General features: G+C 58.0%; 15 protein-coding genes. 9 read left to right on the top strand and 6 right to left on the bottom strand.

The window, feature by feature from the left end:
• Positions 1–1,002, bottom strand: coding sequence for a 2-hydroxyacid dehydrogenase (locus E3E27_RS04080; RefSeq protein WP_167773507.1), 1,002 nt, complete (start codon positions 1,000–1,002; stop codon positions 1–3).
• A 118-nt stretch (positions 1,003–1,120) separates the two neighbouring features.
• Between E3E27_RS04080 and proS the strand changes: the two genes are divergently transcribed.
• Positions 1,121–2,572, top strand: coding sequence for a proline--tRNA ligase (gene proS, locus E3E27_RS04075; protein WP_167773758.1), 1,452 nt, complete (start codon positions 1,121–1,123; stop codon positions 2,570–2,572).
• Between the two features lie 52 nt (positions 2,573–2,624).
• Here the strand turns inward: proS and E3E27_RS04070 are convergent, their stop codons facing one another.
• The gene (locus tag E3E27_RS04070; protein ID WP_371731549.1) at positions 2,625–3,020 is read right to left on the bottom strand and encodes a pyrolysin; all 396 of its coding nucleotides are present in this window, start codon (positions 3,018–3,020) and stop codon (positions 2,625–2,627) included.
• A 91-nt stretch (positions 3,021–3,111) separates the two neighbouring features.
• Between E3E27_RS04070 and E3E27_RS04065 the strand changes: the two genes are divergently transcribed.
• Together E3E27_RS04065 and E3E27_RS04060 are read left to right on the top strand one after the other, a co-directional pair.
• Positions 3,112–4,716: a carbamoyltransferase gene (locus E3E27_RS04065; RefSeq protein ID WP_167773505.1), complete on the top strand. Its 1,605-nt coding sequence runs from the start codon at positions 3,112–3,114 to the stop codon at positions 4,714–4,716.
• A 79-nt stretch (positions 4,717–4,795) separates the two neighbouring features.
• Positions 4,796–5,965 carry a pyridoxal phosphate-dependent aminotransferase gene (locus tag E3E27_RS04060; RefSeq protein ID WP_167773757.1) on the top strand — a complete coding sequence of 390 codons (1,170 nt, stop codon included), beginning with the start codon at positions 4,796–4,798 and terminating at the stop codon, positions 5,963–5,965.
• On the opposite strand, the gene E3E27_RS04055 is transcribed toward E3E27_RS04060, so the two are convergent.
• Together E3E27_RS04055 and E3E27_RS04050 are read right to left on the bottom strand one after the other, a co-directional pair.
• Positions 5,962–6,618, bottom strand: coding sequence for a metallophosphoesterase (locus E3E27_RS04055; RefSeq protein ID WP_167773504.1), 657 nt, complete (start codon positions 6,616–6,618; stop codon positions 5,962–5,964). The two genes, E3E27_RS04060 and E3E27_RS04055, sit on opposite strands and share 4 nt — an antisense overlap.
• A gap of 12 nt (positions 6,619–6,630) precedes the next feature.
• A complete protein-coding gene (locus E3E27_RS04050; protein WP_167773756.1) occupies positions 6,631–7,170 on the bottom strand; it encodes an adenylate kinase family protein in 540 nt (179 codons plus the stop codon).
• Positions 7,171–7,295: 125 nt separating this feature from the next.
• On the opposite strand from E3E27_RS04050, the gene E3E27_RS04045 reads away from it, so the two are divergent.
• Positions 7,296–7,517 carry a hypothetical protein gene (locus E3E27_RS04045; protein ID WP_187287169.1) on the top strand — a complete coding sequence of 74 codons (222 nt, stop codon included), beginning with the start codon at positions 7,296–7,298 and terminating at the stop codon, positions 7,515–7,517.
• 37 nt (positions 7,518–7,554) lie between these two features.
• Here E3E27_RS04045 and E3E27_RS04040 read toward each other — a convergent pair whose 3' ends face one another.
• Entirely contained in the window at positions 7,555–8,772 is a 1,218-nt protein-coding gene (locus E3E27_RS04040; protein ID WP_014787982.1) for a methionine adenosyltransferase, read from the bottom strand.
• 326 nt (positions 8,773–9,098) lie between these two features.
• Here E3E27_RS04040 and E3E27_RS04035 point away from each other — a divergent pair, with 326 nt between their 5' ends.
• From E3E27_RS04035 to E3E27_RS04015, 5 genes are read left to right on the top strand one after another with little or no spacing between them, the layout of a single operon-like run.
• A complete protein-coding gene (locus tag E3E27_RS04035; RefSeq protein WP_167773503.1) occupies positions 9,099–9,725 on the top strand; it encodes a haloacid dehalogenase in 627 nt (208 codons plus the stop codon).
• Between the two features lie 47 nt (positions 9,726–9,772).
• Positions 9,773–10,315 carry an endonuclease V gene (locus E3E27_RS04030; RefSeq protein ID WP_167773755.1) on the top strand — a complete coding sequence of 181 codons (543 nt, stop codon included), beginning with the start codon at positions 9,773–9,775 and terminating at the stop codon, positions 10,313–10,315.
• Positions 10,312–10,950, top strand: coding sequence for a DUF120 domain-containing protein (locus E3E27_RS04025; RefSeq protein ID WP_014787985.1), 639 nt, complete (start codon positions 10,312–10,314; stop codon positions 10,948–10,950). The genes E3E27_RS04030 and E3E27_RS04025 overlap by 4 nt, the downstream gene beginning before the upstream one ends.
• Complete coding sequence (locus E3E27_RS04020) at positions 10,947–11,477, top strand: hypothetical protein (RefSeq protein WP_148267255.1); 531 nt, start codon at positions 10,947–10,949, stop codon at positions 11,475–11,477. The genes E3E27_RS04025 and E3E27_RS04020 overlap by 4 nt, the downstream gene beginning before the upstream one ends.
• Before the next feature lie 46 nt (positions 11,478–11,523).
• The gene (locus E3E27_RS04015) at positions 11,524–11,733 is read left to right on the top strand and encodes a PRC-barrel domain-containing protein (RefSeq protein WP_014787987.1); all 210 of its coding nucleotides are present in this window, start codon (positions 11,524–11,526) and stop codon (positions 11,731–11,733) included.
• A gap of 2 nt (positions 11,734–11,735) precedes the next feature.
• Here the strand turns inward: E3E27_RS04015 and E3E27_RS04010 are convergent, their stop codons facing one another.
• Entirely contained in the window at positions 11,736–13,199 is a 1,464-nt protein-coding gene (locus E3E27_RS04010) for a DHH family phosphoesterase (RefSeq protein WP_167773502.1), read from the bottom strand.
• Positions 13,200–13,206: the final 7 nt, after the last annotated feature.

Raw genomic sequence — 13,206 nt, 5'->3', positions numbered from 1 at the left:
TCAGAGCATCTTAACCTTCTCGGGCGGGCGTATCTTGAGGACCTCCCTGTTCACGAGTGTCTCCGGGACCTCACCCCTGAGAACAGCCAGGAGGTTCCTTACCGCCTGGAAGCCCATGTCCTCCATCGCCTCCTTACTCAAGCCGGCGTAGTGGGGCGTTAAAACCGTCTCCCACTCGTGCCTGAAGAGCTCGTGCTCCTGTACTGGCTCGTTCTCAAAAACATCGGTTGCGTAGCCCTTCAGCTTTCCGTCCTCGAGCGCCTTCACGAGGGCCTTCTCATCGACCAGGCTCCCGCGCCCGATGTTGACGAGGTATTTACCTTCGAGGAGTTCCAGCCTTTCCTCGTTGATGATGTGGTAGGTTTCCTTCGTGGCCGGGAGGGCTAAGATAACGACCTCGCTCTCCCTCAGGACGTCGTCGAGCGGAAGGTATTTGGCCCCAACTTCCTCCTCTATATCGGGCTTCCTCGAGCGCGACCAGTAGAGTATCTCCGTCCCCATCGCCTTCATTCTCCGGGCTATGGCCTTTCCTATCGCCCCCATGCCGAGAATTCCGACCCTTTTGCCGTAGAGGGTCTCTATCTCCTTGAAACCGCTCCACACCGTCCTGTGGGAGTCCCACTTTCCTGAGCGAATGAACCTGTCGGCGTAGGCTATCTTCCTGAGGAGCGCGATGGTTAAGCCGACGGCGAACTCGGCAACGGCCTCGCTGAGAACCCCCGCCACCTTGGTCACGTATATCCCCTTCCTCGTTGCCGCCTCGACGTCAACGTGGTCATAACCAGCGGAGTGGCAGCTTATCACCTTCAGCCTATCGGCCCTCTCGATGACCTCGCCGGGCAGGGGGTTGAGGGGGGAAACTATCACCCCGTCGAACTCCCCTATTCTCTCTTTCAGCTCCTCCACGCCCGGATAGAGAATCAGCTCGACGTCCGCGTACTTTTTCAGTTCCTCCAAAGGCCTGCTCTTCATCTTGAAGAGAACGGCCACCCTCGGCCTCATGGTATCACCTTAAGATGAATATCGAAACGACCTAATAAGGTTTTCTACCACGTCAGGCGCCAAAACCGGGCCGGGAAAGCTTAAAAACTTTGGCCGGTTCTCCCTTTAGGTGGTGCGAATGGCCAAGGTAAGGCGGGAAAAGTGGAGCGAGAACTTCAGCGAGTGGTACAACGAGCTGATCGAGACGGCGGGAATCCAGGACAAGCGCTATCCGGTCAAGGGAATGAACATCTGGCTCCCCTACGGGCTCAAGATAATGCGCAACATCGAGCGCTTCATCCACTCCGAGATGGAAAGAACCGGCCACGAGGAGGTTCTCTTCCCTGCCCTCATTCCGGAAACCGAGTTCCAGAAGGAGGCCGAGCACATAAAGGGCTTCGAGGACGAGGTCTACTGGGTGACGCATGCCGGTTTAGACCCGCTGGATATCAGGCTGATCCTCCGCCCGACGAGCGAAACCGCGATGTACTCGATGTTCTCCCTCTGGATCCGCTCCCACGCTGATTTACCCTTCAAGGTCTACCAGATAGTGAACACCTACCGCTACGAGACCAAGCACACGAGGCCCCTAATCAGGGTCAGGGAGATAAGCAGGTTCTTTGAAGCCCACACAGCCCACGACAGCTACGAGGACGCCGAGAGGCAGATCAAGGAGGACCTCGAGATATTCGACCGCCTCGCGAAGTTCTTGGCCTTGCCCTACATAGTCTCCAAGCGCCCCGAGTGGGACAAGTTCCCCGGGGCTTACTACTCGCTCGGAGCCGAGATAATGATGCCCGACGGCAGGACGCTCCAGATAGGGACGATGCACAATTACCGCCAGAACTTCGCCAAGGCCTACAACATACAGTACGAGACGGAAACCGGCGAGCACGAGTTCGTCCACCAGACGACCTTTGGAATGAGCGAGCGCCTTTTGGCGGCGGTCATAGCCGTGCACGGCGACGACAACGGAATGGTCCTCCCGCCGACGATAGCCCCGATACAGGTCGTCATCGTCCCGATTCCGAAGAAGGACGCCGAGGCCGATGTATTCGCCTACGCGCGCGAGATAGCCGAGGAGCTCAGAAACGCTGGCCTCAGGGTTCACGTGGACGAGCGCGACATCAGGCCGGGCAGGAAGTACTACGACTGGGAGCTGAAGGGCGTTCCGCTCAGGATAGAGGTCGGCCCGAGGGACGTTGAGGGGAGGAAAGCCGTCCTCGCGAGGCGCGATACCCTTGAGAAGCTCGTGGTGGAACGCGATAACATCGTTGAAGAGGTCAGGAAGACCCTCGACGAGATCCACGAGAACCTCCACAACCGCGCCAAGGAGTTCCTCGAGAGCCACATCAAGCGCGTTGATACCATCGAGGAGGCCAAGGAGGTTTTCGAGGACAGGCGCGGAATAGTTGAGATCCCCTGGTGCGGTGACGAGGAGTGCGGCCTCAAGATGGAGGAAGAACTTGACGCCAAGATGCTTGGAACTCCCTACCCCGAGGATAAGGCCAAAGAAGGCATCGAGGGCAGGAAGTGCCCGGTCTGTGGTAGGGAGGCCAAGTTCATCGCGAGGTTCGCGAGAACCTACTGATTCTTTTTCTCCAAATTTCTCCTTTGAAGAAACAAGGAAGAAAAAAGAGGAATCAGGCGGCCTGGGCCTCAAGCTCCTTCAGAGCTTCCTCGAGGACCTCAACGGCCTCGCTGACGTAGATGTAGGCCTTCCTTATGTGGACGCTGAAGACGATCCAGCCAAGGCTCCTGCCGTCCCTCGGGAGACCGTAGGCGAGGGCCTGGTCGTACTCGGCGGTGGCGTTGCTGTAGAGCTCGAGGGCCAGCTGAAGGGTCTCATTGCTGACGTTCATCTGGACGCTGAGGTTGTAAAGCTCGTTGAAGGTCTCTTCCTTATCCTGGTAGAGGTAGTACCAGGCCACGGACTGCTTGATGAAGCTCTTGTAGTTCCAGGTGGCGGCGCCAGCGGCACCGGCAAGGGGAACCAGCGCCACCATCATAATCGCAAGGAACGCGGCAGCCTTCCTCACGGTCTCACCCCCATCAGATGTATTCATTTGATAGCGTTTTTAAATCCTTCCCTCCCCCAACGTTTAAAAAACGGACATCGAAGGCACTCCCATGATACTCGGGATCCACGACGGTCACGACGCCGGAGCGGTGCTGATAGAAGGAGAGAGAATTTTCGCGGTGAACGAGGAGAGGCTGAACAGGGTCAAGAAGTTCAGGGGCTTCCCAAAGCTAAGCGTCGAGAAGGTCCTCGAGATGGCAGGTGTTGAGCCTGGAGACGTCGAGGTCATAGCGGTAGCTGGGATCTTCAGGAAGCAGAAACGCCTCCTTGAGCTTGAGGAGAACCTGAAGGCAATTTTTGGGCCGGACTTCAAGAGGAAAGTCATCTTCGTCGAGCATCATTTAGCGCACTCGGCCTCGGCCTACTACACCTCGGGCTGGCGCGATGCCCTGGCAATCAGCATAGACGCGGCCGGCGACGGGCTCAGCTCGTCAATCTACGTGGCGAGAGATGGCGAGATGATCAGGATTGCCCAGAGCACCTACATCGACTCCCTCGGCGACTTCTATGCGTCAGTTACTGAACTTTTAGGCTTCAAACCGATGCGCCACGAGGGTAAGGTGATGAGTCTCGCCGCCTACGGAAGGCCGGCCTACGATTTGAGCGCGATAATCGAGCTGAACGGGCTGAGCTTCGACAACCACCTCAAGGTCATCGGCGTGGAAGCGACGAGAAGACTGGCGGAGCTCTTCCACTATCCATTCTCAAAGGCGAGGGAGATAGCAAACCAGATGAAGCGCGGGAAGCTCGACGGCGAGCTCCAGAAGAAGGCGATAGAGATAGCGGCCAGCGCTCAAAGGCACCTTGAGATGCTCATCGGGGAGCTGGGACTTAAGCTGCAGGGCTATGGCCTTCCGCTCGCCTACGCCGGAGGGGTCGCCCAGAACGTAAAAGCCAACGCCGTTTTGAGGCAAATCTTCGGGGACGACAACCTCTGGGTCTTTCCAGCGATGGACGACGGAGGCTTGGCCTTCGGTGCGGCAGTCTTCGTGAAAGCTCAGATGGACAGGCTCGACGGAAGATGGAGGCCCTTCAGGCTTGAGCACGTCTACCTGGGGCCAACCTATAGGAAGGAGGAAGTCGAGGGGTTCCTGAGGAGGGAAGGCCTCGAGTTTGAGGAGGTTGATGCCGGCTTCGTGGCCGATGCATTGGCGGAGGGAAAACTCGTCGGCTTCTTCCAGGGGGCAATGGAGTTCGGGCCGAGGGCCCTGGGCAACCGCTCGATTTTAGCTGACCCCCGCGATGAGCGCGTGAAGGAGAGACTAAACGTGGCCTTAAAACGCGACGTCTTCCAGCCCTTTGCGCCCTCCCTGCTGTGGGAGAAGGCAGGGGAATACCTTGAAGACCTCAACGGTCTGCCTAACGAGTTCATGACGATGAGCTACGCGGCCAGCGATGAGTTCAGGAAGCTCGCCCCCGCTGTGGTTCACGTTGATGGCACGACGAGGCTCCAGGCGGTGAGGAAGGAGGTTAATCCGGTTTACTACGAAGTCATCAAGGCCTTCGAGCGCAGAACCGGGCTCGGGGCGGTTCTAAACACGAGCTTCAACATGCACGGCGAGCCTATAGTCTGCTCTCCCGGGGACGCGCTGGGAACCTTTAGAGCCGCTGAGCTGGACGTTCTGGTGCTGGAGGGATTCGCTGTCCATCAGTGAACCTTTCAGCACTTCTATGTCCATCTTTTCGCCCAGGTAAGGTTATAAACATCGCCGAGAAGGAAAAGCGGTGATGTTCATGGCGCTGAGCGACAGACTCGAGCTCGTAAACCCTTCTGAGATTAGAAAGCTTTTCGACCTTGCCCAAGGCGTCGAGGGTCTGATCTCCCTTGGAATCGGCGAGCCGGACTTTGACACGCCAGAGCACATAAAGGAGTACGCCAAGGAGGCATTGGACAGGGGAATGACGCATTACAGCCCGAACGCTGGAATAATGATGCTCCGCGAGGCGATAGCGAGGAAGCTTAAAGAGCAGAACGGCATAGAGGCAGACCCGAAGAGCGAGATAATGGTCACGGTGGGAGCGAACCAGGCGTTCATAATGGGCCTAGCGGCCTTCCTCAGGGAGGGGGAGGAGGTCCTCATTCCGAGCCCGATGTTCGTCAGCTACGCTCCAGCGGTAATCCTCGCCGGCGGAAAGCCGGTCGAGGTGCCAACCTACGAGGAGAACGAGTTCAGGCTTAGCGTTGATGACCTTAAGAAGCACGTGAGCGAGAAGACCCGTGCGCTCATCATCAACAGTCCCAACAACCCCACCGGCGCGGTTCTCACCAGGAAGGACGTCGAGGAGATAGCCGACTTCGCGGTGGAGCACGACCTGATGGTTTTTAGCGACGAGGTCTACGAGCACTTCGTCTACGACGGGGCAAGGAACTACAGCATCGCTTCTCTAGACGGCATGTTCGAGAGAACTATAACGGTAAACGGCTTCTCCAAGACCTTCGCCATGACCGGGTGGAGGCTGGGTTTCGTGGCGGCTCCGGCGTGGATAATCGAGAAGATGACCCGCTTCCAGATGTACAACGCCACCTGCCCGGTCACCTTCGCCCAGTACGCGGCCGCTAAAGCACTCGACGACCCGAGGAGCTGGAAGGCCGTTGAGGAGATGAGGAGAGAGTACGACCGCAGGAGAAATCTCGTCTGGAAGCGTTTAAACGAGATGGGCCTGCCAACCGTGAAGCCGAAAGGAGCGTTCTACATATTCTCCCGCGTGAGGGACACCGGCCTGACCGACAAGGAGTTCAGCGAGCTGATGCTCAAAGAGGCAAGGGTTGCCGTCGTTCCCGGCTCGGCCTTCGGAAAGGCCGGCGAGGGCTACATAAGGATAAGCTACGCCACTGCCTACGAGAAGCTCGAGGAAGCTATGGACAGAATGGAGAAAGTTCTCAGGGAGAAAAAGCTCGTCTAAAGCCGGAGAAGCTCGACGTTCTCGACCCTTTTCTCCCTTTCATCGAAATCGATCACCGCGTAGTGGCCCCTGAAGAGCGGGCCGGGATTGACAATCACTGTTTTACCTATCTTGTCAACCGCCCTCGCCTCGTGAATGTGGCCAACGACGACCAGCGGCGGCTCCCTCGCCTCGATGAACTCCCTGAGGGCGGAGCTGCCGACGTGGAGGCCGGAGTGTGTGAGGTCCGTTTTGGTGTTCCTGGGCGGAACGTGGGAGAGGATCACGTCGCCAGGCCGGTAGTTCCGCTCAAGGATCGCCCGTATCTCGTCCTCCGTGAGCTCCCAGATAGTGTTAAAGGGGGTGATGTTTGAGCCGCCTATGCCGATGAAGCCGACGCCTTTGATTTCCCTCCTCCGGTCGTGAACCCCCACCCCAAGCTCCTCGAGCAGGGCCGGGACGTCCCTGCCATCGCAGTTGCCGTGAACGGCAAGAGTTGGGACGCCGAGGTCGAGGAGGGGTCCGAGAACCTCCCGCGCGGTTTCGGCGTTGCTGAAGTTGGTTACATCGCCGGCTATGAGGAGTATGTCAAAATCCTCCCGCGAAAGAACCCTGGAAAGTGCCTCGGCCTTCCTCCTATCCCCGTGAACGTCCGTGATCGACACGATCCTCATTGCACCACCCCCTCAGCCACCGAGGTCGAGGTACGGGAGAACATCGTCATACGCCCCGCTCCAGTCCACGACCCCAACGCGCCTCTTAATCCCCTTTTCAATCAGACCGATTATCTCCTCCACGACCTGCTCGGGCGTTTTTCCGGTGGTGTCCACCTCGAGGACGTTCTCGTTCTCCTCAAGGGCCTCGACGAGGATAACATCGACCAGCTCGGCCTCGACGTTCTCGGCCAGCTTTTTCCTCGGGTAGCCTCTCTTCTCGAGCCTCTCGGCGATGAGCCTCGGGTGGGCGCGAAGGACGACCACGACATCGGCTGGAACGAAGTGGCTCAGGTGGCCGTCTATCACGACGTCCCTACCTTTGAATTCCCCGGCCATTGCATCGGCCAGCTCGTCCACGTCTATCTCTAGCTCGTCCCCAACCCTCTCCCCGATGCCCCGCTCGAGGGCGAAGTCCTTGACGCTCACGTACTCGTAGCCGAGCCTTTCGCTGAGGAGCTTTGAAACCGTCGTCTTTCCAACGCCGGGAGTTCCGGTTACTGCTATTATCATCTCACCCACCTGTGGCCCTATGGCCGGGGGATTTATATCCTTGTCTCCGTTGATTGTCGAAGGTTGATGTAGCATTCATCGAAAAGCTTATAAGGTCGGGGACGCTTAAGAATTCAGGTGATACCATGGAGAGGTTGAAATCCACCCTGCTTCAGAAAAGGCTTGAGGTCGTCAAGAAGAGGAAGGAACTCCTCGCCCTCGAGGAGGCCAGGCTCGTGAGGCTGGTGCGCCAGAAGAAGGCCACCGCTTCCCAGCTCGCGAAGGTGAAGAAGGAGAAGGTCGCCCTTGCCCTAGAGGAGGCGAAGCTCGTGAGGGTCCTCAAGCAGAACGGTTATCCTGCCGTTTGATGTTTTCAAAAACTTTTGCAATGAAAAGGGAAGGAAATCAGAAGACGTTCAGCTTGTCCTCGAGGATCATCTTCTGTATCTTCGTTATGTCGGCGAGCCAGGCGTCGGCTATCTCATATGCGGGCTTCTGAATGGTTTCCAGGCTGTAGCCCTTCTTCGGTATGACCTGAACGCTAGCTACGAGGGGCTCGTCGATGGGCTTGCCTATCTGGCTCAGTATCCTGACGTAGACCTCCTCAACCCCTTCAACCTGCTCCGCTATGTCGTTGGCTATGAGCATCGAGAGGAGGTTGTATATCTTTCCAACGTGGCTGACCGGGTTCTTTCCGGCAGCTGCCTCCATGCTCATGTGCCTGTTCGGGGTTATCAGGCCGTTCACGCGGTTGCCCCTGCCGACGCTTCCGTCGTCACCTGCCTCGGCGCTGGTTCCGGTGACGGTAATGTAGTAGATTCCCTTCTCGGGGTCGTCGGCGGTGTTCACGTAGATGTTCACCTTCCTCTCGGTGTGCTCCTCCGCAACGGAGCGGGCGGCCTCGTAGATGGCGTCCTTGACGGCCATGTACTCGTCAGGGTTGGCAACCTCGCTGTCCACTATTGCGGCGGCGATGGTTATGTCTATCTCGTCGCCCTTCCTGAGGCCCATGACCTTGATGTCCTCTCCCACCGCTGGCCACTTCTTCTTGAACTCATCGCTGTTGAGGAGCCTCTCCGTCTCGAGGACTATCCTCTCGGTCTCGCTGAGGGGGGCGTAGCCGACACCGAAGGAAGTGTCGTTGGCGAGCGGAATCGGGTTCTCCTTGGCCTTGTTGAAAACCCCCACGAGGTCCACGCTTCCCTGCCCGATGCGGGAGTCTATGACGACGTGGTTCTCGAGGTCGAGATGCCTGACGGCCCTCTTGAGGTAGTCGCGGGCGGCCTTTATCGCGACCTCGTGGACCGGGAAGAACTCCCTATCGACCATCTCGACGGCCCTTCCCGAGAGGAGTATGTAAATCGGCTTTATGACCTCGCCGCCGCCGAACTGCGGGTAGGCCCTGCCACCGACGACCTCGACCTGGTCGGTGTTGTGGTGGAGTATTATGCCGTACCTCTTTATGTACTCCCTGCTGAGGGCCCTGCTGACGGCCTCGGCGATGCCGTCGGCGATGCTGTCGGGGTGGCCTATTCCCTTCCTCTCGACGAGCTCTACCCTCTGCATCTCAACCGGGGTCCTTACAAGCTCCTCAACGACGATGTTCCTAACCTTTTCAGCCATGAGCGTCACCTCTGGAGGGTTTGTATGGTCAGCTCCCTTCGTCCGCTTATATACTTTTCGGCATGAATTAAGAACCCGAATATTCCTGGAGGTTATCAAACCCGAAACCCTTAAAATTTTTCCTGAAAATTTTTCTACCGCGTCCGACGACGCCCGGTGGCCCGGGCCCGGGAGCGTTCGGGCAGCGATGAGCGGGTGCGACGATGCCGGGCGGACAGGGCTTGGCCTCCGGACCGCTGGAGAAGGCCGAGGGCAGTCAATGAAGGCGGGGGGATCAGCCAAGCCCACATTTTTAAGGTTCCCCTCCAACTTTCTCCGGTGAGAGTATGGAGATGAAGGGGATAATCGAAGAGATAAGAGCGGTTCTCGACGAGAAGGATTCACTCAGGGAGGAAGCCCTCAAACTCACGAGGGAGATAGTCCGGCTCAGCGGGGACGCGGTAAAGGCGCTCCACAGGGGCGAGGTCGAGAGGGCAAGGGAGAGGCTCGAACTCGCCGGCAGAAAGGTTGCGGAGCTGAGGGAGATGCTCTCCGACCACAGGGACCTGTACCACACCGGCTACGTTCAGAGCGCCCACCAGGAGTTCGTTGAGGCGAGCCTGTTCTTTGCCTACATAACCGGTGAGGAATATCCCTCGCCCGGGGAGCTTGGGGTTCCCCACGCCGATTACGCCCTCGGAATAGGGGACTTCATCGGCGAGCTGCGGAGGCATTTCCTGCTTCTCCTTCTGGCTGGAGACATAGAGGGGGCGGAAAAGACCTACCGCACGATGGAGGAAACCTACGAGGAGCTGATGACGCTGGAGTATCCGAAGGGACTTGTAAACGTCCGCGTGAAGCAGGATCAGGCCAGGGGCATACTCGAGAGGACCCTCGAGGACCTGACGAGGGCCAAGCTGAGCAAAAGCCTGGAGGACAAGCTCACTCAAGTGCAGAATTATGTAAACCAATAAAGCAGTAATTCGGTGATTATGTGATTAATGAGTCGAAGCTGGGAAGAATGGCCAAAGCCCAGGAAAAGCTCTCCGCGAGGGTAGTGGAAAAACCGCTCGATTTGTCCGCCATAAAAACGGTCGCGGCTGTCGATGTGGCTTATAAAGAGGACACCGCGCGGGCGGGTTTTGTCCTCTGCTCCTTCCCAGAATGTGCCGTTGTGAAGGCCAAGTTCATGGAGATGGAGGTTTCGGCCCCTTACGTCCCGACTTTTTTCTTTCTGAGGGAGACACGGCCGGTTCTTCTCGCCGTCTGGGGGGAGAGCTTTGACGTCCTTCTCGTTGAGGGACATGGAAAAGCCCACCCAAGGGGATACGGTTTGGCCTCCCACATTGGCCTTCTGGTAGGGCGGCCCACGATTGGAGTTGCCAAGAGACCCCTGAGAGGCTCCCCGAGGAATTCGTTCAAAAGGGTGGGAAAAGCTTATGTAAGCGTCGGGCATCTCATCAACCTGGAGTCAGCCCTGAGAATCGTGGAGTCCCTCCTTGATGAGGGCTATCCCATGCCTTTAAAGCTGGCGGACAGACTGTCCAAGAGGGGAAGGATATGAAGAGGATAAAACTGCTCATCTCTCTCGCCCGCAGGGGCGCGGTGGGAAACAAGGTGAAGGTCACGATGCGCGAGCTGGCGGAGGAGCTGGGAACCTCTCCGCAGTCCGTCCTCAGGTTACTTGACGAGATGGAAGAGGAGGGCCTGCTCGAGAGGTCCGTCGATGGAAAGAAGACCCGCGTGGAGATAAGCCCCAAGGGCCTCGAGTTTCTGGAGGAGCTGTGCGACGCCATATCCGGCGTCCTATACAACGGCGTGATAATCGGAGAGGTAATATCGGGAATCGGCGAGGGGGCCTACTACGTGCGCCAGTACTCGCGCCTGATAAGGGAGTACCTCGGCTTTGACCCATATCCTGGAACGCTGAACGTCCGCGTTCTCTTCCCCAAGACAGTCTTCGACGCCCTCTGCGGCGTGAGGCCCGTCATTCTCCCGGGCTTCGTGAAGGACGGAAGAACCTTTGGGGACGTCAAGGCGTACCGCGTGAGGATAGGTGAGGTCGAGGGGGCCATCGTGATACCCTCCAGAACGGTCCACCCACCAAAGATAGCCGAGATAGTGGCGCCGGTTTACCTGAGGGAAAAGCTCGACCTCAATGACGGTGACAGGATAACCATACGGGTCGTGAAACCATGAGGCTGGATTGGGAGTCCCTCATGTCCTGGACGGGAGTTGGGGCGTTCGTGGGCTTCGCCCTGGCGGTGGCCTTCTACTCACCCGAATCCGGGAACGAGGGCTTCGTTTACCTGATCTACGTCGGCTTGCTGGCTGGACTTCTAGTTGGAGCCAGGCACACTTTGAGGACTAGGGCAACTGCGCTCGCATTTCCCCTGGGCTTTCTGGCGACGTCGCTGCTCGCTGCGGCCTGGGCCGTTCACGACGTCGGGCCGAGCGGGGCTTACGCCTTCATAGCAGCCGTCATGGCGGCTATGATTATCATCGGTCCCTCAAACTACCTCGATATGTTCCTCGCGCCCCTGAGCTACTTTGGCGGTTTCGCTACGGCCATGCTGGTCTTCAAGGGCTACGAACCCCTCCAAGGAACCGAGGGGGCCGTGGCGAGCCTCTTCGTGGTCGGTGTGATGGGGGCAATACTGGCCTTCTTCGCCCTCTTCGCGAGGTGGGCCTTCGAGGTAGCCAGGAGCCTCCCGAGGAGACGGTGAGGTAACGTTTAAATACGTTCATCAATAACCTAATCCGGTGATTAAAATGGTGATGCGCCTCTCGAAGCTCTACGGCAAGCAGATTTACAACACCAGGGGCTATTACGTCGGCTACGTCGATGAGATTCTAATCGAAATCGACAGGGGCAGGGGAAAGGTGCTCGCCCTGGGCCTGCCTGGAGAAAAGGTCGGCGTCCCCTACGACCGGGTCACCGCGATAGGGGACATAATACTGGTGAAGGCGAAGGAGGAGTGAGCTCAGCCCTCTTTAACTTTTAGCGCCTCCAGGAACTTCTCCGTTATGGCCTCCTCCGCCAGCCTCAGGAGCGAGCTCTTGTCCTTGGCGAGCTTGAATATGCCGAGGGGTATCCTCGCCCCGCCGGACTGGGAGTGTCCGCCGCCGCTTCCTATGTCGCCGAAGGCCTCCCTAAGAACCGCCCCGATGTTCACCCTGACGTCCCTCGTCCTGGCGGATATCTCTATCCTGTCATCGACGATTCCGAAGACGAGGACGGTATTTATGCCTTCCAACCGGAGCAGGAAGTCGGCGGACTCGGCTATGGCGTCGCGGTTCGTGATGAAGCCGACGTTGCTTATGACCACGTTCTTGTAGATGCGCCTGTTCATTATTGCCTTCGCCAGTATCTCGGCAGTCTCGGTGCTTATGTCCGGGTGCTCTATCTTGTCGAGGAGTTCGTAGTCTACTTTGCCGGCGAGGAACTCTATGGCCTTCAAATCAACGTGGCTGAGCTTGGAGAACTTCTTGGTGTCTATGTAGATCCCGTAGAAGAGCGCCGTCGCCAGCAGGGGGGAGAGCGAGATGTTGAGCATTCTGAGGTATTCCGCGAGAATCGCCGAGGAAGAGTGGACGTCGGGCCTTATGTCGAGGAACGCGTCCTCGGGGATAAGCTCCTGGAGGTGCTGGAGTATCTGGTGGTGGTCTATGAGTATCTTTATCCTCTCGTAGTCAGACTGCTCAAGGGTCGTGAGGTTTCCGTTCGGCTGGCAGTCCACAAGGGCTATGAACGGGTAGCGCTTCAGCTCGTAGGAGCCGCGCGATACCTTCCTCAAGTCGATGCCGAGCAGGTTCACGAAGGCCCTGTTCTCGTGGTGCGCTATCTCGCCGCCATAGACTATCTGGGTCTTGAAGCCGAGGGTCTGGGCTATGACGCTCAGCGCCACCGCACTGGCTATCGCATCAGGGTCGGGGTTGTCGTGCATCACTATGAGGAGCCACTCGCTCTGACTCCTGAGCTCCTTGAGCTTCTTGACGAGAAGGTTCGCGTTCTTCCGCTCCCCGATCCGCTCAACCGTCCTGACCAGGGCTTCCTTGAGAGCGCTTCCTGGTGAAACGGCGTAATCAACCTTGACCTCGGCCTCGTACTCCTCGTTTATTTGAGCCACGAGATCGTCCAGGCCGAGGTCATCGGGGAGAACCGTGACTATCGGAACCTCCCTGTTGTTGGTCCTGATTACATAAACCGTCTTCCTGATGGTGTCCACGTTCATGGTGGTTATTATAACGAGCTCGGCCCGGTCTATGCCCGCCTTGAGGAGCGTGGCGGTGTAGGAGAAGTCCCCCTGGACGACGTGAAACCCGCTCTCCTCCAGGGCCTTGGCGCGTATTTCATCTTTCTCTATGATCGTCACGTCAAACTCGCCCCTGAGGGACTCGGCGATGGAACGGCCAATTGCCCCTCCTCCAAGTACCAGCACCCGCATGTTCCCC

The sequence above is a fragment of the Thermococcus sp. MV11 genome, from assembly GCF_012027285.1.
GTDB classification, from domain to species: domain Archaea; phylum Methanobacteriota_B; class Thermococci; order Thermococcales; family Thermococcaceae; genus Thermococcus; species Thermococcus cleftensis.
Note: the sequence above shows the minus strand (reverse complement) of the source record. Positions and strands in the feature narration are given on the sequence as shown.